Origin of the sequence: Fodinibius sp. Rm-B-1B1-1 (assembly GCF_038594945.1) — a bacterium.
GTDB lineage: Bacteria > Bacteroidota > Rhodothermia > Balneolales > Balneolaceae > Fodinibius > Fodinibius alkaliphilus.
This window is the reverse complement of sequence record NZ_JBCFYD010000002.1, coordinates 22984-49487: the sequence shown is the minus strand read 5'-3', so window position 1 is coordinate 49487 and position 26504 is coordinate 22984. Positions and strand designations below refer to the sequence as shown.

Annotated in this window: 20 protein-coding genes and 2 tRNA genes; 6 read left to right on the top strand and 16 right to left on the bottom strand. The window is 42.2% G+C overall.

The genetic code is table 11. The features are described 5' to 3' along the window. Positions 1-65: 65 nt before the first annotated feature. The 4 genes from AAFH98_RS07560 to AAFH98_RS07550 all read right to left on the bottom strand — a co-directional run bounded on the left by AAFH98_RS07560 (position 66) and on the right by AAFH98_RS07550 (position 5161). Positions 66-638 (bottom strand): outer membrane protein, encoded by a 573-nt coding sequence (locus tag AAFH98_RS07560; RefSeq protein WP_342522090.1) that lies wholly within the window; start codon positions 636-638, stop codon positions 66-68. Positions 639-767: 129 nt separating this feature from the next. Beyond that, complete coding sequence (locus tag AAFH98_RS15085) at positions 768-968, bottom strand: OmpA/MotB family protein (protein WP_473730265.1); 201 nt, start codon at positions 966-968, stop codon at positions 768-770. Further along, positions 965-4630 carry a T9SS type A sorting domain-containing protein gene (locus AAFH98_RS07555; RefSeq protein ID WP_342522089.1) on the bottom strand — a complete coding sequence of 1222 codons (3666 nt, stop codon included), beginning with the start codon at positions 4628-4630 and terminating at the stop codon, positions 965-967. Before AAFH98_RS07555 ends, AAFH98_RS15085 begins: the two co-directional genes overlap by 4 nt. A gap of 6 nt (positions 4631-4636) precedes the next feature. Continuing rightward, positions 4637-5161: a hypothetical protein gene (locus AAFH98_RS07550; RefSeq protein ID WP_342522088.1), complete on the bottom strand. Its 525-nt coding sequence runs from the start codon at positions 5159-5161 to the stop codon at positions 4637-4639. A gap of 266 nt (positions 5162-5427) precedes the next feature. Here AAFH98_RS07550 and AAFH98_RS07545 point away from each other — a divergent pair, with 266 nt between their 5' ends. Next, a complete protein-coding gene (locus AAFH98_RS07545; RefSeq protein ID WP_342522087.1) occupies positions 5428-5646 on the top strand; it encodes a cold-shock protein in 219 nt (72 codons plus the stop codon). Between the two features lie 223 nt (positions 5647-5869). Continuing rightward, positions 5870-6115 carry a hypothetical protein gene (locus tag AAFH98_RS07540; RefSeq protein ID WP_342522086.1) on the top strand — a complete coding sequence of 82 codons (246 nt, stop codon included), beginning with the start codon at positions 5870-5872 and terminating at the stop codon, positions 6113-6115. A 74-nt stretch (positions 6116-6189) separates the two neighbouring features. On the opposite strand, the gene AAFH98_RS07535 is transcribed toward AAFH98_RS07540, so the two are convergent. Then, positions 6190-6489, bottom strand: a complete 300-nt coding sequence (locus AAFH98_RS07535) for a hypothetical protein (protein WP_342522085.1) — start codon at positions 6487-6489, stop codon at positions 6190-6192. Positions 6490-6949: 460 nt separating this feature from the next. Between AAFH98_RS07535 and AAFH98_RS07530 the strand changes: the two genes are divergently transcribed. The 4 genes from AAFH98_RS07530 to AAFH98_RS07515 all read left to right on the top strand — a co-directional run bounded on the left by AAFH98_RS07530 (position 6950) and on the right by AAFH98_RS07515 (position 8869). Further along, on the top strand, positions 6950-7504 hold the full coding sequence (locus AAFH98_RS07530) for a YciE/YciF ferroxidase family protein (RefSeq protein WP_342522084.1): 555 nt from the start codon (positions 6950-6952) through the stop codon (positions 7502-7504). Positions 7505-7516: 12 nt separating this feature from the next. After that, positions 7517-7762, top strand: coding sequence for a hypothetical protein (locus tag AAFH98_RS07525; RefSeq protein WP_342522083.1), 246 nt, complete (start codon positions 7517-7519; stop codon positions 7760-7762). A gap of 49 nt (positions 7763-7811) precedes the next feature. Continuing rightward, positions 7812-8027, top strand: coding sequence for a YgaP family membrane protein (locus AAFH98_RS07520; protein WP_342522082.1), 216 nt, complete (start codon positions 7812-7814; stop codon positions 8025-8027). 467 nt (positions 8028-8494) lie between these two features. Continuing rightward, positions 8495-8869 (top strand): hypothetical protein, encoded by a 375-nt coding sequence (locus AAFH98_RS07515; RefSeq protein ID WP_342522081.1) that lies wholly within the window; start codon positions 8495-8497, stop codon positions 8867-8869. A gap of 455 nt (positions 8870-9324) precedes the next feature. Here AAFH98_RS07515 and AAFH98_RS07510 read toward each other — a convergent pair whose 3' ends face one another. The 11 genes from AAFH98_RS07510 to AAFH98_RS07460 all read right to left on the bottom strand — a co-directional run bounded on the left by AAFH98_RS07510 (position 9325) and on the right by AAFH98_RS07460 (position 26268). After that, positions 9325-9534 (bottom strand): hypothetical protein, encoded by a 210-nt coding sequence (locus AAFH98_RS07510; RefSeq protein ID WP_342522080.1) that lies wholly within the window; start codon positions 9532-9534, stop codon positions 9325-9327. Positions 9535-9961: 427 nt separating this feature from the next. Beyond that, complete coding sequence (locus AAFH98_RS07505) at positions 9962-11554, bottom strand: calcineurin-like phosphoesterase family protein (RefSeq protein WP_342522079.1); 1593 nt, start codon at positions 11552-11554, stop codon at positions 9962-9964. A 107-nt stretch (positions 11555-11661) separates the two neighbouring features. Then, entirely contained in the window at positions 11662-13401 is a 1740-nt protein-coding gene (locus AAFH98_RS07500; RefSeq protein WP_342522078.1) for a RagB/SusD family nutrient uptake outer membrane protein, read from the bottom strand. A 71-nt stretch (positions 13402-13472) separates the two neighbouring features. Then, the gene (locus AAFH98_RS07495) at positions 13473-16754 is read right to left on the bottom strand and encodes a SusC/RagA family TonB-linked outer membrane protein (protein ID WP_342522077.1); all 3282 of its coding nucleotides are present in this window, start codon (positions 16752-16754) and stop codon (positions 13473-13475) included. Positions 16755-17006: 252 nt separating this feature from the next. Next, positions 17007-18461 carry an alkaline phosphatase gene (locus AAFH98_RS07490; RefSeq protein WP_342522076.1) on the bottom strand — a complete coding sequence of 485 codons (1455 nt, stop codon included), beginning with the start codon at positions 18459-18461 and terminating at the stop codon, positions 17007-17009. Between the two features lie 57 nt (positions 18462-18518). Then, positions 18519-19424 carry a glycerophosphodiester phosphodiesterase family protein gene (locus AAFH98_RS07485; protein WP_342522075.1) on the bottom strand — a complete coding sequence of 302 codons (906 nt, stop codon included), beginning with the start codon at positions 19422-19424 and terminating at the stop codon, positions 18519-18521. Positions 19425-19906: 482 nt separating this feature from the next. Further along, a tRNA-Ile gene (locus AAFH98_RS07480) sits at positions 19907-19980 on the bottom strand. 121 nt (positions 19981-20101) lie between these two features. Continuing rightward, positions 20102-20189 (bottom strand) — tRNA-Leu (locus AAFH98_RS07475). Between the two features lie 270 nt (positions 20190-20459). Further along, entirely contained in the window at positions 20460-23597 is a 3138-nt protein-coding gene (locus tag AAFH98_RS07470) for an efflux RND transporter permease subunit (protein ID WP_342522074.1), read from the bottom strand. Positions 23598-23626: 29 nt separating this feature from the next. Continuing rightward, positions 23627-24826, bottom strand: coding sequence for an efflux RND transporter periplasmic adaptor subunit (locus AAFH98_RS07465; RefSeq protein WP_342522073.1), 1200 nt, complete (start codon positions 24824-24826; stop codon positions 23627-23629). Positions 24827-24873: 47 nt separating this feature from the next. Further along, positions 24874-26268: an efflux transporter outer membrane subunit gene (locus AAFH98_RS07460; RefSeq protein ID WP_342522072.1), complete on the bottom strand. Its 1395-nt coding sequence runs from the start codon at positions 26266-26268 to the stop codon at positions 24874-24876. Positions 26269-26504: the final 236 nt, after the last annotated feature.

Genomic DNA, 26504 nt, shown 5'->3' with positions numbered 1-26504 from the left:
TAAGTTTATAAATGAAAAAAAGCGGACGTTGTAATAACGTCCGCTTCGTACCTAAAAAGTATATCTTAAAATGATAAAGAAACACCAAAGATCAATCGCCCAGAACTATTTCCAACATCATTTAATTCATTCTCATAGTCAGAAATATCCTCAAACCGGTATTCTACAAAAGGTTTTATATTAGGAATCGGACTTACTTTCGCTCCTACAAAACCATTCCAGTAAAAGGCACTGTCATTACTTTCCTCAGGAGCAGAAACTCCTCCCACATCTTCTCGAGTTACATCTAATGTTGAAGCTCCCAAACCTAATCCCACATAAGGACTTAATAAGCCTAAAGACACACCACCAACAGCTGCCAACCCATAATCATAACTGGTGACATCTGTTGAATAAGTTCTATTTTCGTATGAAATGTCATCATTAAAATAACTGAAGTGAGCTCGTAACCCTAAATCAACAATCGGCAGTTGCCCTAAAATGCCGCGTTCAAGCCGCAAGCCAAAACCGTTTTGGGGGTCTTCATCCCTTATCTCATACGATGCTCCAATACTCGTTTGGGCAGAAGCCATCTGTGGAAGCATTCCCAATGAACAGGTGAAAATTACAACTGCAAGAATGTATTTGATAGATTTCATAGCAAACCTCTTAACTTATCATTTGTGTATTATCTTTTTTGTAGAGTAAGGGTGTAAAAAAAGTTATGCAAATAAAGTTGAATTTTCTTTATCCAACCTTAATAACAGAAGAATATGCCCTGTCAATCGCTAATAGTAGATCCGCATTACAATACGCCTGTTTTGCGCGCGGTTTTCGGGGATGGGGTTACCCAGCGAATCACGATTAGCCACCAGAGGTTGAGTGTCAGCATAACCGGATGCTTTAAGCCGATCAGCTTCGATACCGTGATTTATAAAGTATTTAACGACATTGAAAGCCCGTGATACCGAAAGCTCTTTGGAACCTATTTTATAAGAGTCATCTTCTGTACCTTTATTGTTTCGCCAACTTTTAGGTGGATAAAATATATGCCACTTGAAAGGTTGCTTCCATCAAACCGAATTGAATATTCCCCTTTTGACTTCTGCTCGTCAACCAGCGTTTGAACTTTACGACCCAATACATCATAAACCTCGAGCGTAGCCCGTGATTGCGACGCCACCTGGTACCGAATTTGGGTTCCTGAAGTAAACGGATTGGGGAAATTTGGCTTTAAATTATGTTCGGTAATTTGAGCATTATCCCCAACTGTTGACAAAAATAATGACTCGTACGGACGCTGAAGCGTTACCTTTTCATCAGTTCTCAGGTTATAGTATGCCGTATCCTGACCAACCACTCCCTTTAATGTATATCCTTGACTATTCTCTGGGTGCGATGATACTGTTACCGGATAACTGTCAGTCGTCAGCTTTAAGTTACTTTGTTCACCCTGAGCCAAACGCAACCCCTGATCAGTACGTACATCCATTACTGCTTCAGGAGCCATCGGTGGCATCAGATACTTTTCTTCCTCCGAAGTGCTTAACAACTGGTTTGATACATAAAATTGCTGTGAGGCTGTCTCATTGCTAAAAGTTAGTTGACCAACATCTCCTGATGCCAATACCGGCCCGGATTTGTTCGACGATTCATCCGGCAGAATTTCGATATCGCCATCCTCACTGGCATGAATCCAATATCCCATAAAAGATTTTACATCGGATGCCGACTGATAGCTTCCTTCGCTGTATTCAAATATATCAGCCGAACTTAAAATACTATTAGGATCGCTGATGGCCGAAATTCCAACTGTATCAGCAACCCCGCCAATCAGATTCCATCCTTTCTCAAGGGCAATAGTTGCTGCGGTATCCGCTTCACCACTATAGGAAATCTCAGAACCAGAGCTACTTTTCGTCCAGTATCCCTTATGGGAAGATATGTTGGCGACCGACTTGTATGTTCCAGAATATTCATACAGCTGCAAGTCCGAACCGGGTTCAGCACCTGCATCTGAGGTCATCGGAGATCCCACCAATTGCCAATCATCAACAACCTCAAGGGTATCCTCAATAACAGGTAGTTGTTCAACAACCACATCCCCTACTTCCGCCCGTCCTACAAATATTCCTCGTCCATGGCTACCAACGGCAATAGTTCCATCAGAAGGACGCACGTCCAGGTATTCCACCACCGAATATCCTATACTTTCAGGAGAACCATCATCAGATGTTCGCTGCCAGCTGGTCGAATTTCCATCGAGTGTCATCGTAGTATAGATACCAGTGCTCGTACCCACTAAATATATATTACCTTCCTCCGTTGGCAGAATCTCCGCATCTCGTAACGAAGGTCCCGGATCTTGAGAATCCCCCTCTAAGTTGCCCTCAATAGCCGTCCAGCTATTACCCGCATCCAGCGAATGATATAATCCGGTGATACTATAATTGGACATCACTGCAATTACCTCATCACCATCAAGTGGATTGACCGCAATATCGTGTACATAGGCTCCGGCTGACGCACCTCCAATAGATATCTCGGTAGGCGTGTCAGAGGTCGAAGCATTATTTAACCTAAAGATTTCAGGTGTTCCGGTAGAGGAAGACGCCCCATAATACAGGCGATCTGAAGGACTCATGCTCGTTACCTCAAGCGTAGAAATGGTATATCCTGTTGAAGATGTCCCTTCAAAGCTTTCCCATCCAGTCGTCGTACTCCCTTGATTATAATTCGATATTTCATCCATTTCAGTATTTCGCCACATCGTAGTGCCGCCAGGATAATACATGATAGTATCATCATTGGGATCAACGGCATAGGGATGTACAAAGAGCTGATTTGTGGCCCCTGATGGCTGTACAAAACTCCACGTTCCTGTAGGAGCCTCGTAGGGAGAAGTAATGCTGCCATCCGATTCAATTGTCAGTCGCAAAACATTTCCCATTTGAGAAGATACATAGGCGTAGTCAGTGCCCCAATGCGCATAACTTCCATCGCCGCTCGATATATCTTCTATGGTGGTCGCCTGTGAATTAGACTCATCAAAGCGGAAAAAGGGCGTCCCATTATCCTGGGTGCCACCCAAATACCGATCATCTCCCGACTCGTCGGGAATCTCTACCGTATAAAACTGTCCCGTAACATATCCCTCATCCTTATCCTCCCAACTTACCGGAGCAGCGGTTATATCAGTCGTAGCACTTAATCCGCCATCATGACCCGCCCACAAAGTATTGGGATCATTGGGCTGAAAAACCAGCACATGTTGATCGGGATGCTGATTGGGATACTGGCTTACATTATTGGCAGGGTCGTAACCGCCAACCCAAAATTCTTGTTTTTGATTGATATCGGAATTATCGTAACCCCCGGCGGGAGTGGTTGCAAACCCATCACGTGACCGAAACAAGTTGGTTGTGCCTATCACCACCAAATCGGGGTCGTCGGGCTTTACCGCCATCACCATATTATAGTTGAACTGAGTATTCACAAATCCTACCGGGTTTCCAAAATCCGGCAGGTTACCCGATCGATCCTCACTTGCATCGTTTGCAAAGTCCATCATAAAAAAGCTGATATTTTCATTCGATCCCGAACCCGATCCTTCATAGGTAAAGGCGTAGGCCGTATCGGGAGCCGACGGTGCAAATGCAAGGTACGTACGATCGTGCGTGGCGGGAAAATCAGAAGGCGTCACATCGATCCAACTTTGACCATCGTCCGTAGAACGATAAATACCAGGATTATCGGTCTGTATTGCCCCCGCCCCCCTTTCAGAAAGAGCGGCCAGTAACGTTCCGTTTTTGTTCACAATTACATCGGCATAACGGTGACCACCTAAATTACCCAACACATTTGAAAAAGAACCGCCCCCATTTGTTGATCGATAAATTGCCCCACCATTGGCAGCGAAATAAACATCGCCGTTCACCGGGTTTACTATAATCCGCGATATAAAATCAAACTCACTATTCCAGGCAATATCCGTATCCTCCGTTGATGAAAGCCGAGACCAGCTTTCCCCGTTATCGGTCGATTTATAGATACCGGTACCAAAATAGGAGGCCCTGCCCCCACGATCTCCTGCCGAATTTCCTCGAAGTTCGCCCGTCGCATAATACCAGGTATCCGGCTCGGTAGGATCTTGTGCCACGCTGGTTACGCTCATATCCTGGTTGGGATCGGTTTTTAACTGCCAGGTATTACCACCGTCGATACTCTTCCACATTCCCCCGGAGACTCCACCAGCCAAAACGATATCCGCATTGCGCCGATCAAACGCCAGCGCCCGGGTACGTCCGCCCAAATCCACAGGACCAGCTAAATGCCAGCTGATATCCCCCACCTGCTGCATACTTGCCGAGCCTGACTTTCGCAAACCCCTACCGCCGCGCAACTGCTGCGCATGATTCAATTCTCGTGACCGTATATTTTCGGGGATGCTATTGGTTGCAGGATCACGAAGCAGATTAAAAAAGTAATCAGTCCGTGCCCTTTTCTTCTCCACAGGATCAAGCTTGGTAGAACTTTCCGCAATATAGATAGCCGAATACTCCCAGCCCCCACCATACCACGTTCCTACAGCAGCTATTATTAAGATGATAAAAACAGTAATACCAAAGATGACTTTCTTGCTGCGTAACATACCCTACTATTTGTTAGGTTTTAATTCGATAAGCGTCCAGCTTTTGCGACTTTCCTTCTCCCCAAAATTCATATCCCCTTCCGAAGAAAGTACCATGGCAACTACCTCTCCCTTCACTATTAAAGCCTTAAATTCTTGATCATTCCTCCATTCTTTTTGCACGTTCACATCCAACGTTTCACCCGTTCCCACCGGGGATGCTGAAGCCCCATATCCCAGCACCTCCTGTACTGTAATTGTTATTTTCTGATTCGGATTTTGCTCATCAGCTGTGTGTACAACCTTTCCCCTTAAGAGGACAGTACCCGGCGCCAATTCTTCTCTGACTTGTGGGGCAATGCTGTCAACGGTATCAGCCTTGGGTTGCGTTGTAATTACGGGTCGTTCTGATATTTCCAGGCTATCGATATTTACAATTGACTGACTTGAAGCTTGCGGATCAGAATTGGAATTGGTTGAAGAAAATAAATACCAGCCGATACCTGTGAGAATAATGATCCCTATGGCAAGAATTGTCTTAAAGCTACTCAATACTGCTCCCTGACTTTGTTATCTGTTTATTACAACCGGAAGGCTGCGTCTGTTTGCAAATCCAATAAAAGAATTATTTGGTAATTCTAAAATTCGTTCCTGTTTGATGACCATTTTGGTTGTGGACATTCCAATTACAAAACGATATCTTTAAATATAATTTTAATTCCCACCTTAGAATTGAGATTCCAAGATAGAATTATCTTACGATATACTTCTCTTTTAGGAAATCCCTAAGGTGTTATAACACAATATATTTAGTATACATGACACAACAAGGTAAAGTTAAATGGTTCGACGTTGAAAAAGGATACGGATTTATCGAACCTGAGGACGGAACGAAAGATGTATTCGTCCATCGCAACAACGTAGAAAATTTAGACTATAATCAAGGTTTGGAAGACGGCGAAAACGTTGAATTCGACGTCGAAGAAACTGATAAAGGACTGAGTGCTATTGAAGTAGTTAGTCTTGATTATAAGTAAGTTTTAGCCAATATATTTTGGTATCTTTAAGCCCGCTTTTATAGCGGGCTTTTTTATTTCATCAAGAAACGTACAATATCCCCTTTCTGCCACACAGGCTCATATCATAACGATATAGCCTGAAACATTTCCCAATATCAGGGGTTATAATCGTACCCCAAAGTAAATATGCACACAACTGCTTTCATCAAAAGCACATTGCAATAAGAAACCCTTCAAAACTATGCATCAATCCCCTTCGGAGCTCTTTAAACATTATTTAGACGAACAAAATATTTCTCCCCGTGAATTTTCAGACATATCGGGCATGCCCTTAGCTGAAGTGCAGGGATTGCTGGACCGGGAACTATCCATCACAAAACTTCGTGCGCACCACCTGGCAACTGTCTTTGATACTGATGTAGATCTATGGTTGGAACAAGAAAACGAACCCCAGCAAGAACAAGAAGTAAGTACTATGTCAAAATAACTCCCCTGTTGCCCCATAACCCGGCAGGCTTAAAAACTTTGTCCCTCTGTCATTAAGGCACTTAAATTGCCCAATCACTTCTCTTTAATTCGCATTCCCCGATCAATATCACCGGTTAAATCTTCTACGTGATGTAAGTGAAATACATTTGCTAAAAAGAGAATGGCCAGGGTTCCTAAGAAAGCAAACATCAATATTCCACTGAGGTTTAGATAGAGGCCACAAATGCCGGTAGAAACAGCACCTGCCATCCCCCAAATGATATTAGCCTTCAACGAAATACCTTCGTACTTGATAAAATAGCTGACTACCCAACCTACTGTAGCTCCCATTGTTAGCAACCAGAAAAGTGTTGTGGCAGATAGAGTTTCCATAATTTCGAGAGTTATTGGAATTTCTTGTAAGCTATAGAAATCCCCATGAAAACGCTGTAGGGAAATCCCTTTTTGTTAATTATTTCATGTAATGCCACAAGTTTAAAACTTGCGGCAGTTGTATGGAGTATGCCCTATAGCATAACTTGTACGTAGCATATAACGTATACTGGTCACCCAAACCTACGCAGGCAATTTCAGGGAGATTCTTTGAGTCCACTCATTATCACTTGTTTCCCTCAGAATGACATCACCATTGTTTTGACAACCGGCGAAAGACCTCCGTGGAAGGCAACAAAAAGGTAGCCCGAACCCCTCCTACAAATAAACCCACCTTCTCCTTACAAAATAGCCCCTCCAAGATCTTACCAACACCAAAAACTGTCTATCATATATTATAAAGGATTGCACTTTAAATATACCGGATCAATAATACTTCCACCTATAGCCCTCATGAACCATGGCTATTTTAGCTCAGAAAGACATTTTTGACCTCTATGATTTGATGGTCGAACAATTACGAGATTTATATGATGGCGAACTACAACAAATCACTTTTTTAGAATCTCAAAGTAATGTTGCTGTATCGTTTGAACTCATCGAATTTCTGTCCTTCCACCTTAAAGAGACCAAACGTCAGGCGCGGAGAATTCTGGAAATTTTTGAGATACTAAATGAAGATGCGGAAGGCGAATCATGTGATGGTATCAAAGGACTGATCAAAGAGTCAAAAAAATTAGCCGATCGATGCATTAATAAGGAAGTTCGCGACGCGGCGGTAATCACTGCTATACAGCATATCAATCATTACGAGATGGCAGGGTATGGAACTGCTATTGCCTATGCCAAAACCCTTCATCGACATGATATTGCTGAATTACTATTGGATACACTCCGAGAAGAAAAGCGCGCCGATATGGGTCTTAGTGACCTTGCCGAAAACCAAATTAATCCCGATGCAAAGTGGTCGGCTATTATTAAAAAGATACAAACCCCGTCAACTCCCGAAGCTTAAACCCGATATGCCATGAGAAAAACGCTCATCCGAAATCTCAAAATTAAATTGGATGTACCTTCACTGTCGGCCACCGACTTGAACAATCTCGAGCAATGGGAAAACGAAGGCGGTCTTCCCACTTCCCAAACGACATTTTTGAAATCATTGAGTCCCATACAAAAAGGGGAAATATTTGAAGTAACCGCCGGTAATATCCATTTCGAAGATGGACAACTTTATTATGAAGCAGAAATTGAAATACTGGCATTGCCGTAACAACTAATAATTTTTTATCACAATCATAATCAAAAAGATCTAACACAAGATGAATAACAGAACCAAACTCCACGATGGTATTGTAGGAATGATTTACCTGCTAAGTATCATCCTGGCAACCACCGTCAATTTACAGTGGCTATATCTGGCTGGAGCCGTAGCCATACTTCAAATTATGAGCATGTTTACCGGATTTTGTCCTGTATACTATACTTTGGACAAACTTATGGACCAAACGAAATCTGGAGCTCCAAAAACCAAGTAAGTACTTTTTATGGCTCGCACCCCCGGTTGGGGATTGGATGAATTACAAGAGTAAATGGCCCTCTACACCTATTGTATTATACATCAACACTTCTTCCAACTAAGATTTCTCCATTCCGGCTGACCCCTACAGCCTCCAGTCGAAAAGACAACTTCGGTTAGTAGTTCAACCGCCATCAGCCTTCATTGCACTTAAACTTCATACTCTGTTACTTAGTAACTTAATCACCCACCTACCATTGACTGCCAAAAAATATAATACCTCAACTTTAAACTTACGTCCGTTTTGGTTTCTTCATCTCCAGCCTTGCAACAAGTATCTACTACCCCCACGCCATCGCCTAATTCCAGCAAAATTTGATAATGTTAATTTTTTCTAATATTCATTAACTAACTTTTATCATCGTCGATAAAGAATCTGTTGGCAATATATACTTTTAACCAAGTATTTGGGGGCAGGGCAAAATTATGGCGACGATCAACAAGCATAACGAAGCTGTTTTTACAGCAAATCCAGTTACAGACAGAGGGGACAATATGGGTCGTACAGCTGTTCAAAATTTTGATGAGACTCATTCAGAATCGGCTAAATCAGAAACCCGTTTCAATGCCTCCGTATTTAGCTGGATGTTTGATAAGTTTTTGAGCTATTATGTGCTGATGGTGGTTAGCTTGTTATTATTAAAATACTTTGAAATCATCAGCCTAAGCGGATTCTTGGTAGGTTTGTTTTCTGCATTTGGAATCTCACTGGCCTTGCTGGGACATGGATTTTCTAAATTAACTCGTCATGCTAAAAAGACGCAACATGGCCAGCATTACGACAAGCACATCTCTGGATAGGAAAGCACTCTCGTCACACAGAAATTTCTATCTGTTACACTTCCAATAACATTGAACTAAGATTTATTAGCTATTTCACGGTTCAAACCCATCCGGCATTCGGGTTGTGAAGGATCCAGCTGTATAAATGAGCGCTGAGAATCAGAAATAATTTCTGTCTGATCCTGACTTATAGGGTAAGATTCAGTGTGGTTAGCTTCCAAAAAAGCACAGCTTTTAAATCTCAAACCAGATCCCGAAGAGCGCTTTAACAGGGCTAAAGATTATCCTGAGATCGTCAAACAAATACGAAGTAGCATGAAGAAGACAGCAAAACAAGTAGGCGTGCCCATGGCATCGAGATAATCTGCCCCAACATACCCTACCAGACTATATTCAAACTGGACGTCAAGAATTTAACATTCAAGAAGCTGGTTTACATTCACCCTAAATGTAATAATATGTCTGCCCGGCACTTAGTTTGATCGGACGCTATCAATTTGATGAAAGATTCGTTGCAAGGCATCACTTTTAAACATGCCGGAAGCTGATATTTCCTGCACCCCATCTGAAAGTGTAAGGTGCGTCATATTCCCTCGATCATGTTCAATAACTTCGTAAAACCCTTTGTATTCGCCGGTACGATAATATTCATCAAGTTTATCTTCCAAAAGTATCGTCATCATATCTCCCAAAGTTTTTAGGTTTTGAAGAATTCTACTCTGTGATGATACCATTTGTCTTTTAACAATATATTAAGTGGCAATAAAGTATAGATAATCTTATGGGGTCACTGCTTTTTAACCTTTGACCCTAACTCTCAAAGAACCCCCGTATTACGCTTCTTATGCTGTTTATTTATTGAACTACTTTCGAAGTCAAAACATACTACTCTTGGGCCGCCTAAAATAGAAAAGACACAATGGCTTTAAACCAAAAGGGAAAGCCAGAAATACCTTTAAATAATATGCCCGCCATTACGACGGGCATATTACATGTTTCATTCCACTCTCTTTTTCTCAAACTGGTACTATATAGGTTTATTGATCTAATACTATTCTCTACCGTTGAATGAGTTGTCGTTCTAATTACATTTTATGTACTCAACAGTTTTTATCTATCTTCTACATGATAACTATATTCATCAAAGAATTGTCGTCCAAAAATGTCAGTCACGCGGATAGTTATAGTATGTTCGCCCTCGGGAAGGTTTTTAGGGACACGTGTTTTCCACAGGTGACTTGAAGCAACAGCATTATTAGGGCGTTTGCCATCAATAAGTCCTTCGGAACGGTCCCATTTATCACGCAATGAGGTAATATAGGGATCGCCAAGTGCAACCTTGTCCATCTTCTGCCATTCTTCTTTTCCCTTGACCCGATATTCAACTTTCGTAGAGTCACTGCCTAAAAAATAGTTCACATATAGATCCGCATTAAACCACTCGCGTTGTGGAACTACTTCGGGTCCCCATATATTCATCGTTTTCTCTTCATCAGCACCAGCAACTTTATAATTAAGTGTATAGTCGTTGCCTTCAAAATTAATGCTGGCGTAGCCGTTGGGAGTACCGTCTCTCATTATTGTCGGCGGTATGCCATCTTCTCCGGGTTCACCAGACCACCAGTCACCGCCAGTAGTTCCTACATTGTAATGCAGGTGAGGATTTTCCCCTTTCCAACCGTCATTTTCAGTCAGAAATGTAAGACGTTGCACATGGGTATGAGCCGATAGAGACAGGGTATGGGAATAATCCGACAGCAATTCAAAAAGTTTCTGCCGGTCATCCATCCTAAAATACGGATCACCATCTCTCCACTCGGGAACGACTAATGGAATATGCGAAGCCAGTACAACCAAGTGATCATTAGGCACATGCTTAAGATCGTTTTTGATAAACGTAAGCTGCTTGTCAGTAAGTCCACCTATATAACCGGATTCACCATCTTTTCGAGGGTATATCACATCATCAAGAACAATGAAATGCACTTTACCTTTATTAAAGGCATACGTTGGCGGGCCAAAAGTTGCTTCAAAAGTTTCATCCGCAAGGGAGTCACTTTCCACATCAAAATTCATATCATGATTGCCATATACATTAAACCAAGGCGTGCCAATGCGGGCAACCGACTTGGAATAAGGTTCAAAAAGATCCAGGTCATTACCAACAATATCGCCGAGCGTAATACCAAACTCATAGCCCTCAACATCTGTGAGCTCATTAATAATATCCCTGTTGAAATAATCTAACTCCTGCATGTTATAGGGTTGGGGATCTCCAAAGACAAGCATCTCAAAATTATCGGTCTGCTCGCCTTTAATTAGCCCAAAATTTAGGGAATCGGGAAGTGGTCCGGTTGGAGATACGCCACTGTACTCCAAATCCGGGGACCCCTTGGGTTTATGAATGTAATAGAATTGTGGGCGTTCTCTGTTATCAACCGGGAGCTTATAACTACCTGGTTTTATAACAAAGATAATAGTATCATCATCTACAGGAAGTTCATAACGTCCCTGCTTGTCAGTTAATACAACATCCTTCCCATTTGATACAGCGACATCGGCAAGCCTTTTTTCTGAAGAATCAAGCTGACCATTCTGGTTTTTATCATGAAAAACTACTCCAGTAGCCATGTCTTGAGCCAAAGCTGAACCGGCTCCAAAAAACAACATTGTAATTGCTACAACTAACAATTGCTTATTCATTTTTCCCATTTAAAGTGATCTTTTTCTGAGTTAATAGTTAATAAGTATGAAAAAAGAGCCCATGCCATAGTTTATAAAAACATTATGGCATGGGATTCAATCGTTTTTTACCAACCTTGGTTCTGCTCTAAATTATCGTTCAATTCTAAATCTTCGATTGGTATGGGGTAATAGTAATCTTTCGGTTCCTCAAATGACCCTCCATCAAACAAATGTAAGTTTCCAGCTGTACCATTTGTCAGAGGACGTTCGTTGATATTTATTGTCGTCGTTACCTCCTCAGGTGCGCCGGAAGCGTCTCCATCATGCACATATACATCAGCATTACCATCATTGTTAAAATCATGAGCTCCCAGGCCTGAGAAGTATATACCTCTTATTGGATCCTCAACGATGTTTCCTTCTTTCCATCGCATCAAATCGTCCCACCGGAGGCCTTCATTCACCATCTCAACTCTTCGTTCACGGCGGATCTCCAGAATGACTCCTTTATTTGCTCCCTGCTCAACATTTTTATACAGAGCTTCTTGATAAGGATCGGGATTAGCATTGGCATCTGCCATATTTAAGTGTGGCATACCAACGCGATCTCGTAATTTATTAATAGACATATCCAGATCTCCCTGGGTGAGTGTTCCCAGCTCTGCTTTGGCTTCGGCATATATCAGTAATGCTTCGGCATAACGGAAAAGGATAACGTCGTTATAAGATCCACCCGAACCCCATTGTGGTCCTTTAGGAGGCAACGCTTTAATTACCCGGTATCCTGTTCTCGTTATATCTAAATTTACAGGTTCGCGTTCATTTGACCCGTATGTTTCATAATCAGGTCCTGCTGTGGTTTGGGTCAACCGTGGATCTCGATTCTGCATCTCCTCATAAAAACCCATCGTTTCATATCCATTTTGATCAGTAAATGGGGTTCCATCAGCCATGAGGTAACTATTAACAAGATCTTTTGCCAGCCCCCATCTACCCTGGGTTGGTGCTGTCATCCTGTAAGCCAAATCATGTGTTCTCTTTCCAAACTCGTAATCCACAGCCAAAATGGTCTCTGTCATATCTTGGCTATTTCTTGCAAACAGATCCAGATATGCCTGGTCTGCACCTCCATTGGTATACAGGGTATAAGCCCCGGAATCTATTAATTCTTTAGCGGCTGAAGCGGCCTCTTCTAAAAATCTTTCATGATCACCTAAATCATGATATTTTCTAAACGTCCCTTCAAACAAACTAATACGAGCTTTTAAAATGAGGGCCGTATATTTTGTAATCTGATTTAGTTGTTTTTCAGCTGGAATGTTCTCAACAGCATAATTTATATCAGCAAGAACAGAATCCATTACCAATGCCCTTGGATCCCGTGATTTGTTCAACAACTTTTCATCATCAGCATTTATCACCTCGCTATACCAGGGTACATCTCCAAACCGTTTCACTTTCTCGAAATAAAAATAAGCTCGAAAAAATCTGGCTATCCCAGAATATTTGGCTTTTGCATCCGCATTGTCTACCCTATCATAATTTTCGAGGAAATAGTTTATCTTTCGGAGGTTTTCCCAAGACCAACCTCCGCTACCTCTATTTGTTGGTACAGTACGCGATCCTTCAACTCTGGCCGAGGCACTTACTCCCAAAATATTATCGGAACTGGCGTCGTCCATATAGACCGATTTCCTGGGCAATACATCATATAAATCATTTGTGTAAACCCTTAAATCATTACTGGTGTTGAAAAACTCTTCTGATGTTATAGCATCATCAGGGGGCTGGTTAAGTATGTCTTGGCAACTTGTTGTTACTAAAAACAACATGACTATTGTTAATATTTGTATGAGCCTATTCATAGTTATATCTATTTTTTAAAATTATTTATAACGTTCGTCGGTGTATCTATTCCGAAACTGATGAGTATGTATTAGAGACTAATTTCGACTCCTGCCGAATACGTCTTACCCATAGGATATAGTTGGGTATCTCTGGCAGGCTTTGCACTAACACCATTTGGATTTGAATAACTTACATGAGCCCCTACTTCTTCCGGATCCAGGTATTCAGTTAATCCCCCAAATCTCCAGGTAAATAGATTTTCACCACTAAAGAAGATTCTTACCTTTTTAAGATCTACTTTTTCTGTAAGTGTTGATGGAAGGGTATAACCAACAGTTAGATTCTTTATCCTCAGATACCCGATGTTGGTTAAATAATGATCATTAACATTCGCTGACATCCGACCTGAACTTAGCGCGTTATACGCTCTTTGCCTTTGAGGATAAATTCTATCCGGATCATTAGGATGTTCGGGATCCCAGACTTTGTCTAAAATATCTTTTCTGATAAAAGAGACATATGGTCTGTGGAATGTAGCCCAGTACAATGGCCCTGATGGGTACCAGTGTTGTTTTGCAACTCCCTGCCCAATAACAGAGAGATCAATATTTTTCCAGCCCGCACTGATGTTAAACCCAAAGGGAAATTGTGGCATGGCGTTTCCAATTCGCTCCAAATCTCCGGGATCTTCCAAAGTATTATTCCCATTATTAATTTCACCGTCTCCATCCACATCTACATATTTTAGATCTCCTCCTCTCAGGTAATTCCAATCTGAATTTGAGCCGTAGTCAAGAATTCCACGGTAAACCTCAACCAAATTTTCTGTGCCATATTTATTTTGAAATGCTGCTGCTTCTTCATCGGACTGGAATTGACCATCAATACGATATCCCCAAATCTCACCAAGCTCTTGCCCTTCAAAGAATGTACTTAACAAGCCATTGGGGTTATCAAATTTAGTGATTACCCCCTTATTATTTGAAACATTGGCTTGGATATTGAAAGAAAGAGCGTCCCCCATTACATCAAATTGATCATTATAACCAACGGTTAATTCAAAACCTCTATTTCGCATAGATGCATAGTTTCTACGAGGCTCTGAAGCGCCAAATACAGCGGGCAGTGGCTGACCGGGCAAATACATATCACTCGTATTACGTTCATACAAATCCAGGGAGGTTGTTAATTTGTCTTCAAAAAATCCTATATCAACACCAATGTTTGTTGACGTGATGTTTTCCCAGCCAATATTTGCCGGAAGGGGTTCTGGAGCACTGGCATAATTAACTTCTTGCCCATTAACTAACCATGATTTTTTGCCCATCCCTATAAGCTGTCTAAAGGTATTTACACCCACATTTTGATTTCCCAGCTTCCCATATGAAGCTCTCAACTTCATTGATGAAACCACCTCTTCTAAAGAAGAAGTCCAAAAGGCTTCATTATCTACTTGCCAACCTACTCCCACTGATGGAAAGAAGCCCCATCGATTATCCTTAGGAAAACGAGATGATCCATCATAACGGGCATTAACTTCCAATAAATATTTATCGTCATAATTATAATTAAAACGCCCAAAATAGCCTTGAAGAGCCCATTCTAACGTAGAACCTGACATATCCAACATTTCGGTTCCAAATGAGATATTAGCCTTATTTTTTGTAAGTAACTCCTCAATTCTGGCTCCTACTCTATCGCGATCAAATACCTCCTGATTAAACCCAAGCATCAACTTAACATTATGCTTGTCTGCTACATCTTCGGTATACGTTCCATAAATATTCAACGCTTTATAATAATCCTTCCAACGATATTCATTATGACGATTAAGACCAGCATCTTCCACTAACTCAAGTTCATTACCTGACAGATAGGAAAATGGGGTGTACGAAAATGTTCGATCTGTTCTTTCAATGTTATAACTATAGTCCATATTAAGCTCTAACTCTTCAATCGGATTTACTATAGCTTTCAACGTATTCGTCTGGTTTTCGTACTGCCATTGACGATGAGCCGCCCCTTCTTTTAAGGCTCCCAAACGTCCCACATAACCATTTCTGGTCCGCCCAACACTTACCCCCTCTCCATCAACAAAAGCCGGATAATTGGGGAAAAGGTCACGCCATTTACTCACTCCGAATGCTCCACCCCAACCGTTTTTGGTCCCTGCATACTGCTCATCAAACCTACTGCTGAACTTACTAACAGCAGATAGTTCCAACCAATCATAGGGAGTAGCAACTAAGTTAAGCTTAAGATTATATCGCTTCATCTCTGCATCCTGAATATTCTGAATTTTCTCCCTTTCATATATCCTCCCCGAAATAACACCCTGCAATTTGTCGGAACCACCAGAGACGGAAATATTATGCATAACATGAGAGCGCTTGTCCTTAAACAGGATGTCGTAATAATCATTATTTTCATAGAATTTGTAGGTTCCATCGGGCTGTTCCTCATAGAAAGGTTCTCTCTCACCGTTTCCTACTTGTCTGGCAATCTCCCAATCCTCTCCCTCATAGCAGACATAACAACCACTGTGATAAGAACCAATGGCCCCATCTGCCCATTGAGCATATGTGTAGGGATCAGTCACAAAATCGGTACGAGCAGTATTTGTTGTAAAACCTACATTATTGGAATATTCAACTTCAAACTCCCCTTTTCTACCTGTCTTCGTAGTTACCAATACTACCCCAAAGGAACCCCGGGCCCCGTAAATAGCTGCTGCCTGTGCATCTTTTAAGACAGTTACACTTTCAATATCATTGGGATTAACATTCGCAAGGTCTTCCTTTATTCCGTCAACCAAAACAAGAGGATCTCCGCCGTTAATCGAGTTAAAGCCACGAATATTAATCTCTGGAGTCTCAGATGGATCACCACCGGATGATGATCTAACATTTAAACCAGGTACAGCACCCTGCAGAGAACTTGCTATGTCTGCAGATGGACGAGTTGAAATATCTTTAACCTCAGCTTCACCAACGGCTCCAACAATATTTTCCTTCCGTTGGGTGCCATACCCAACAACCACAACTTCTTCTCCGGTCACGGTTTCTAATTGCATTTGCACATCGATTTCTGACCTCCCATCAATTGGTACTTCCTGGGTCTTATAGCCAATAAATGAGAATACCAGAGTATCTTGCATACTTGGAACCGCTAAACTGTATACCCCTTCTGTATCACTTGATGTACCAACACCTGTTCCTTTTACCATGATATTGACTCCAGGAAGTAGCGAATCCGTTTCATCAGTTACTATCCCGCTAACCTCTTGTCCATATATCTGAGAGGTAAATCCAATTAACATTACAATTAACCCTATAGCTGGTTTTCTAAATCTTGCGCATATTTTATTCATTGTATTCCGCTTCATCATTCCTAAAAGATTAGCTTTTTTTATTTTGACTAAGACTTTTTGCCTTCCGTTTTATTGGTTGTAGATAATAGTTTTCAGCTTTGACTATACTTGAAACTTACTGTTATGAAACTATTACCTACTCAAGCTTGTGTGTCGTTATCAATACAGCTAATCTTGGTTTGATGGGGAAACCATTGTACAGATAGGAATCTTTGGTCCAACCTTCCCAGATATCCCGTGCTCGATCTGAGTCTATTGACTGGCCAGAACCATATTTTCATTCAATCCAGCCACATTTACCATTAGATCAAAAAGCTCGGTATTACGTGTAAAGTAATCTAAGTTTTCAATGCCCGGACCCAGAGCTGCAAGTTCTACAAAGTCACTGGTATGACCACCACTTGTAAAACTAACGCTGGTGTAATTTGCTAAAATTGATCCCAATACGCTCGAAGGATTGCTTTTTATGTCGTAAATAGTATCCAGATTACCATTTAGAGCTTTTCTTAACGCTTGTGCTTCATCCTTACCGATGCCAAGCCGAGTGGCATACTCTACTCTTTCCCGAATCTCTGAAACAGTACTATGGCTGTCGAGTTCAGAAAGTATCCAAGTATTAGAATGACGGAATTCCTGAAGCCGATCGAAAAAAGGAGCAGAATCATTATAACCTTCACCGGCGGCATTAAGGGCAGGATTGGCATTTCCATGATCTGTAGTAATTATAAGCAGCGTATCATCACGTTGATCAACAAAATCGAGTGCCACTTTTATGGCATCATCAAACGCAACTTGATCATAAAGCATGCCTGAAGCATCATTAGCGTGAGCTCCGTGATCAACCCGCCCACCTTCAACCTGCAATATGAACCCATCTTGATTTTCGAGATGTTTTAAAGCTGTCTGGGTCATCTCAGCAATAGTTGGAATGTTCTGTTGGTGTTCGTCTATGGTCTGACGATCAATACTGTAGGGTAGATGACTATCATAAAAAAGACCCAAAAGCCGTTTATTCGCCGAAGCCTGGGTAAGCTCTTGTCTGGTTTGGACTATCTGGTAGTTTTTGTCGGCAAATTTTGAAATTAGATTTTTATCATCATCACGACTGGCGGCCTCAAAATGACGAGCACCCCCGCCTAACATTACATCATATTCGCGCTGCAGATACCTTAATGCAATCTCATCTTCTTTATTACGATGATCAATATTTACAGAAAACCCCGCAGGAGTGGCGTGCGTAATTCTCGTAGTAGTTACCAGTCCTGTCTTTTTACCAGCATCTTTAAAAATCTGATTAATGGGGGTATACTCTTCGCCATTAGGCCCCATATTTACAGATAGGTTATTAACGCGATGCCCACATCCCCACGAAGAAGCGGCCGCTGCGGACCCCGTAATGGGTGAATTCAGGGAGGCCATATCCATTATCCCCCGATGAAATCTCCTATCAGAATTATATAGATCAACCCAATGACTACCGTTCCCATATTTCCGTCTCTTGATAAGATCAGCCATATTAAAGGTTCCGGCACTCATTCCATCAGAAACCATAAAAATTACGTTTTTCGCTTTACCGCGTCCTTTAAATGACTGTTCGCCATCAGAATCGCATCCCCCAAGCAATAATGGCCCCAAAGCCAAACTGGACAGCGCCCCAGCCTTTAAAAAATCGCGACGTGATATATTTTTATTCTTGGATTCAGACATAATGTTGTTTTTTGGGATTTAAAAAGGATGAAAGTGTAATTACAAAACCTTCAGTAATTACTCTGCTCTTAGTTTCTCAAAATAGTTCGGATAGTCTGAAATAATGCCATCCACGCCAACACCTACAAGCTTAACCATATCTTCGTATCTATTTACCGTCCATGGAATGAGTGTCATCCCCTTTTCGTGTACTTGCTCTACGAGGGTCGAATTGACAAGGGTATAGTTCGGCGCATATACATCAGGCAAACTATTTAGTTCGGCTAAGTTTGCATCAAAATTACTTTTAGACTCGGGAATCAGGAAAACTCTTGGGATAGAAGAATTTATTTCTTCAAATCTGTTCAGCACTCGGGGATTGAACGCAAAAATATTAACCCGATTAATAACTCCTTCTTCAACCAATACTTTATGCACCATTTCTGCAGCCTGCTCCGGGACAGGCTGTATATTATTACCCTCATACCAACCTGGTTTACTTTTTATTTCAATCTTGTACCCAACCCGTTCAAGATCGTTTTCTTTAATATAGTCTTCTACTTCGCGGATAACCTCTGTCAATAGTGGCTTTGTCAGCGGTTGATTCTCCTGCCCGGGATATCCTTCCCTTTGTATAGAACCACAATCATATTCGACAATCTGCTCATAATCCATGTCATAAACCAAGTGCTCTTTTTGAGAGTCAACAGAAATAGAATCTCCCTTTGGCGTCAGACAAATATCATGACGAAACCACGGCTCATGAGAGACAAGTACTTGTTTGTCACCGATAATTACCACATCAAGCTCAATGGCATCCACATCGTATCCCAGTGCTATCTTAAATCCGGGAATAGTATTCTCCGGTGCTAATCCCGTTGCCTCTCGATGCCCAATCAATTCAAGTGTTTTGTCTTGTTTAGACTCATTACAACTGATAATAGTTACAAGTGCAATTAATACTATATACTTTAATAGGTTCATAAATACCCCTTAATTATGCGAAAATATTTTTCAAACTGGTTACAGGAAGTGACGAATTAACAGCGTCATTGCATTCTTTTCATGAGAAATGACCAACTGGGAGGCTAAATGCAATAACAACCCTTTATTTATAAGTGGCTAAATATAGTTGATGACCTACACTTTATCTTTATGGCAGTATTAAGGCACTGTTATGAAGAAGTTATTTGAACATCTCTAAATCATGATACGTAGATTGGCTCTATTTCACCTTTTGACAGAAATAAAAAGGTGAAGGTAGCAGATCATTTTTTCAGTATATAACACGTTCCATAACGTGGGCTTTTTATAGGGATGCCCCAAATACCTATTAACATGTAAGAAGAGAAAAAAAATGGGGCTGGTGTCAACTTTCGAGATGACTAATCATGAATTACATACATGATTCGTCACATGACAATCAAAGAATTTCCAGCGGCATCCCATGAAAAGGTGAGAAAATGTGGGCCCGGCAGGACTTGAACCTGCGACCAATCGATTATGAGTCGACTGCTCTGACCAACTGAGCTACGGGCCCAATGCCTATACCCGACAAATAAACAGATTATTTGTCAGTTACTAAACACTTCAGCAGTTTACTTCATCAGATTTAAATCATGATGAAATAAATCACCTTAAAACTGACTTATTGTTTTGAGTACCCGAGGCCGGACTCGAACCGGCACTGGTATTTAGATACCAATTGGATTTTAAGTCCAACGCGTCTACCAATTCCGCCACTCGGGCAAACATCTACATATTGATTACCTCAGCGGATAGCCTTTCTAACTGTTAAGCTAAGGTACCAATTTTTCGAGATTCCAAATATAAGGGATTATGTATTACTTCTACAATGTAATTTTGATAAAGATTTTACCAGCATTTTAAACCCTATCGCAATCATTAACAAGGCGGTAGCATAAAACAATCCTCTGCTAACTAAATAGATTAAACAAGTAGAGTTTCTACCGCAGTGGAGCTACGGTATGAGGTACACTTTGTTACTTCATCACCTTCCTATCTCTCTGCAGAAGCAAATGAATTGAATCCAGTAATTGTATCCTCAAGGATTAAATACAGACAAGGTACAATTACCAGAATAATAGAAGTGGCGAATACAATCCCAAAGCCAAGTGATATCGCCATGGGTATTAAGTTTGCAGCCTGACGTGAAGTCTCTAAAATCATTGGGGTCAGTCCGCCAAAAGTCGTTAATGTAGTTAGCGTAATGGGACGAAAACGCCGTAAACCTGCTTCATGAATTGCATCATAAACGGATACCCCATCTTCTTTTCGTTTTCGATTAGCCAGATCAATCATAATGAGAGAGTCGTTAAGTACAACGCCCGACAGGGCAATAACCCCCATCAAACTTACTAACGAGAGGTCATATCCCAACACGATGTGTCCAATTACGGCTCCAACAATCCCAAAAGGGATAGCCCCCATCACAATAATAGGCTGCATATAACTTCCAAAGGCTACCGCCAGCAAGGCATAAATCACAATTAAAGCCAAAGCAAACGTACCCCACAGCGCTTGGGTAGATTCGCGCATTTCGGCCTGACTCCCTTCAAACGTCCATGTGATACCAGGAAAATCTTCACGTAACTCGGGAAGTGTTTCTGTCTGTAGTGATTCCAATACCCGTGATACCGCATTAGCAGGTTCGGCATCCATACTTACCGATACCACGCGACGTCCATTGCGACGGTTAATAGTTGTAAAAGCTTCACCCTTCTCAAATTCAGCGACATCCATCAATGGCACTTCGGCCCCGGAAGGCGTCTGAATCACAAAATCTTCTAAGCTATGGATATCGCGCCGCTGCTCAAGGGGGAGCTTGACACGTACTTCAATTTCGTTCGTACCTCTCAACTGACGCATCGCAAGCGAACCGTAAAACGCATTCCGCAGTTGTTGCCCTATATCATCTGATGTAAGTCCTAAGCGTCTTCCCTCGGGCAATAATTTAAAATCATATTGTGCTTTGCCGCGATTGTAGTTGTCATTTACATCTCGGGAGGCCTCATAGCGTTCAACGCGTTCTACAAACGCTTGGCTTGCATTTTCCAGCACCGAAATATCCGAGTGACTCAAGTCTACACTGATATCGGGCAAATATCCTCCGGGTCCACGTTCAGCCTCAAACGTAATCTGATCCACCCCTTCGATATCACCAATCTCCTCGCGCCATAACTCAATAACTTCCTGCGACGACATATCACGTTGGTTGGGCGGCTTCATCACAATTTCGACATCGATAAAATTTTGTCCCCGTACATTGGTCTTGACCCCTTCGGCCACTTCATATAAATTATGTTCTTCAAACATCCGCTGTGTCGAATTAGTAATTTCTTTGGCCACTTTTGCTGCCTGCATAGTCGTCGTTCCCACCGGCAATGATACTCCCGATTCAATCTCATCAGCAGCTACTTCAGGCATCATGATCATTCCCATATGGTCGCTATACCCGTATCCACCCACGACAATCAACAATGCAACTGCGGTGCTAAGCGTGATATACCGATATTTCAAACATAAATCTAAAAAGCCTCGATAATAGGTATCGACAAAGCGGTTAAATTTTTCAGCAAATGATTGCTGCCATTTATGCATTTTTTGACCAAGGGCAAACCGACTCTCTTTTTTAGAACTGTGTGCAAGGTGGGCGGGCAGTATAAATAGTGCTTCAACCAGTGATACCAATAACACTACAATAACTACAGCGGGGAGCGGCCACCAGTACTTACCCGTTGTTCCCGGCATAAACATCAGTGGAAAAAAGGCAATAACATTGGTAAGAATTGCAAAAGTCACCGGTTTCCCCATCTCCCGCGCTCCTTTGATGGCCGCATCCAAAAAGCTCATGCCCTGTTGACGATATTCATAGACATTCTCTCCCACCACAATGGCATCATCCACCACAATTCCCAGTACCACCAGGAATCCAAACATGGAAATCATATTAATGCTCAATCCCAACAATGGGAGGAATAACAATCCACCTACAAATGATATTGTCATCCCCATCATCACCCAAAAAGCAAGACGATATTCCAGGAATAGTGCCAAAATAAACAGTACAATCAGGATAGCCAGCCCTCCGTTTTTCAACAATAGTGAGAGACGTTCGCGATAGTCCTCGGCACTATTACTGTCAATACGATATTGCACACCGGGCGGAAATTCTGATTGGGCGATCTCCAGTTCATTTTCAACAGTTTCAGCAATCTCGAGCGGTGACTGATTACCGATACGATAGATCTGAAGATCGACCGTTGGCTGTTGATTGAATTCCCCATAGAAACCAATCTCCTCAAACCCATCGGTAATTTCTGCAATATCACCCAGTGTTACATTGGTTCCGATATCTGATGTTACTACTTCAATGTTGCCATATTCTTCGGCCCATTGTTTTCGCTCTTGCATCCGAAGCAAGATTTCTCCTGAGTTGGTTTCTACGGCTCCAGCTGGAATATCTTCACTGGACTGACGTATCACATTGGCTACATCAGCCAACGTCAAATTATATTCGCGCAGCGTATTACGTGGAATCTCTACATGAGTGATGTAATCGGGCACATTGCCAATTTCGACCTGCGTAATATTTTCTTTGCTTAAGAGCCGATCCCGCATATTCTCGGCCAGTTTACGAAGTGTCCAGATATCGGAATCTCCATACAAACCGATGGTCATGACCTCACGCTGATTCGACTGTAACTGAACTTCAGGCTCTTCAATGTCATCAGGGAAGGTACGGATACGGTTCACCGCCTGATCAATATCTTGAAATACTTTCATCCGCTCGGCGCCAGTCACCAATTCTATGGATACATTCCCCGATCCCTCATCGGCCGTTGAGGTCACTTCTTTGATTCCCTGAACCCCGCGAATGGCTTCTTCCACCGGACGTAATATTCCCTGCTCAACTTCTTCCGGTGCAGCTCCCGGGTAAACAACGCTCACTTCAACAATATCCAGCTGGTATTCCGGAAATACTTCTTTTTGAATGTTAAAGGCCGTCCATATACCACCTCCGATAAGAATGAGCATTAACAAGTTCGCCGCAATAGAATTTTCGGCCATATAAGCGATCAATCCACGGCTGGTACCATCATTTGATGACGAAGTATTTAAATTAGACTTACTCATCTATACTGCTGTTTAGAAAATACCATTAATCATTCTGATGCAGAAGAGGATTCAGTTTCTGAACTTGGTTTATCCCCCAATCTCAATGGGGCGCCATCACTAACCGTTGAAAGATTCGTCGTTACAACCTGATCACCACCTAACAATCCATTTTGGATATACGCGTACTGCGCATCACGAAACTGAACCTCAACATCCTGAATACGCAAGCTGTCATTTTCCATCACCCACACCGTTTCGTCATCACGAATATAATCACGATTCAAGCGGATAACATCGCTAAGCTCTTTGGCTTGGATATGGACTTCTACAAAGGATCCTAACATCAAGCGCGGCACATTGGGATCCTCAACCTTATATGCCTGCGGATCGGGCACCGAAACTAATACGCGGGCCAAGCGAGTTTGATCTTCGAGCGTACCTATGAGCCTAAACAAATGCCCCTTTCGATAAGTGTCGGCCGGCCACGCGGTTCGGTTCCTTACTTTTACTTCCGATCCGGTCTCACTGTTATTTTGTGGAATATCCATCCAACGGAGCTTCGAAAGCGGTACCGTTGCTTCTACCCAGTAGGTATCGAGCCCGACCAGTCGACCTAAATCCTCTCCCTCCGATACCTGTGAACCTACATTTACATTGCGACTCAAAATCTGGGCATTAAAGGGTGCCCGGATTGTTGTTCGGTCCAAATCCAATTGTGCCTGATCAACACCGGCTTGGGCCGATTCCACACTCGAACGGGCCGATTCGAGTTGGGGCTCGCGCAAAACCAGTGCCTTATTCTCTTCTGTCAGAGTATCTGCAAACAGCTGATAATCTTGTCGGGCCACATCCTGCTGCCCCATCTCAATATCCAAGTCGGCCTGTGCCTGTCGAAGCTCGCTTTTTCGCTGTTCAAGGATGTTTTTATAATCTGATGAGTCAATCTGTACCAGCGGTTCCCCCTTTTCAACATATCCACCAGGAGCAAAAGAATCGGACAACGAAATAACCTCCCCACTAACGCGGGGACTTAAATTGATATCCTGCGAAGCCCGTACAGTACCCATTACCTGAATCGTAGGCTGATAGTTTCCACACTGAACTTCGGTTACATCAACAAGCATCGGTGTTGCCCGAGTAGCCCCGGCCTGTTGCGCTGTAGGCTCTGTATAGAAAATGAGTGCTATCAAGGTCACGGCTCCTGCCAAAATACCCAAACTCACAAGAAGTGTCTGTTTCCAATCCATGTTCTTGGTTTTCTAAGATCTACTATCCTATATAGGAATATTCAAATTTAACGATCCGAACCTGTTTTGCGTTCGATTTCTAATGATCCTGCTAATGCCCGGTATAATCCTATTCGATATTCTATAAGTGTAAGCTTTGCAGTCAATAAATCCCTTCGAAGCTGCTGCACTTCATCAAGAGCGGTAAGAACGTCCAGGTAATTATTGGTTCCATTCAGATACTGTAATTGCAACTGACTGTATGCCTGCTCTGCCAGTTTTACCTGCTCCTCAATTCGATTAATACTTTCTCGTTGTTTCTGCTCCCGCACAAGCGCATCTTCTACTTCTTGAAAAGCAGTAAGCACTGATTGACCATATTCGTATAATCTCTGTTTCTTTACTGCTTCGAGGCGATCCACTTCAGCACTGAGTTCTCCACCCCGAAAAATCGGTGCCAGCAGATTCCCCGCAAAGGATGAGACCCACTCTTCAAAAAGCCCCCCAGCTGTATTACTGGAACTGTTTAACGAGACTGACAGGGTTAAACGGGGGTACTGATTACTGATTGCAGAAGCCAAATCACGGTCAGCGGCTTTCACTAAATTAAAGGCACTTCGTACATCGGGACGACGCTGAACAAGATCAACAGGCACACCGGTTTCGGGTAATGGAGCCAAATCCAGTAGCTGGTTGGGCTGTACGTCAAGCGTATCCTGAGGAGGTCGCCCTACTAATACTGAAAGTTCGTGCTGTAATACTTTTAGATTTGCCTCGGCATCTGCTTTCTGTTGTTGGGTTGCTTCAAGTAATTGCTGTTGACGCAATATATCAACGCTTCTAATCTGGCCAGTGCCAAACCTGTTTTTCAGCAATCGTAATACTTTTCGGTTTGTCGCTATTTGATTGTCGAGCAGAGATAATTGCTGTTGCGCCTCGGCCAACCGTGCCCACGTTTGTACAACCTGCCCCGACAATGTCAGTGCTGCTGTCTGGTAATCTGCCAATGATGCCTGGGCCCGGTATTCTTCAGCATCAACCTGTGAACCAATACGTCCCCACAAATCTATCTCATATGATGAACTCAATCCAACACTAAAATCATTGCTGCTGCCAAAGTCGGATTGGTTTCGGGTTGTTTGTGCTCCCGCAGTACCATCCAATGATGGAAAAAGTCCGCCCCGTTCACGGCTAACAACCGCTTCGGCAGCTTGCAGCCGCTGCCAAGCCGTTCGAATATCAAAATTTGATGCGAGAGCCGTATCAACCAGTGTATTCAGCTCATCATTACCAAACGCTGTCCACCAACGGTCTGGCACTTCGTTTTCCCCACTTTGCGAAAAGGATGCTGGTTCCTCAACTGGAGGTGCAGATATCTCCTCTTGTGATACGCAACTTCCAATCACCAGCAGCAGAAAAAAAGCACCAAAATATTTTAGAAAACTTAAAATTCGACGATACATAAGTTACAGTTGCAAATACATATTCAGAAAAAAAGAATGGAACCTATTATAGACTTCTGTTAGGAATCATTCCAACATAGAATATCTATAAATAGTTTATATGAGCTAACTAAATCATAAGTAACAATGTGATTGTAACATTTAAAACACAAACCAAATTTTAACTCAGAGTTTACAACTTATAAAACATCATCTTATTAGATTAACTGCATGGGAGATACCGCTTTTATAACGAT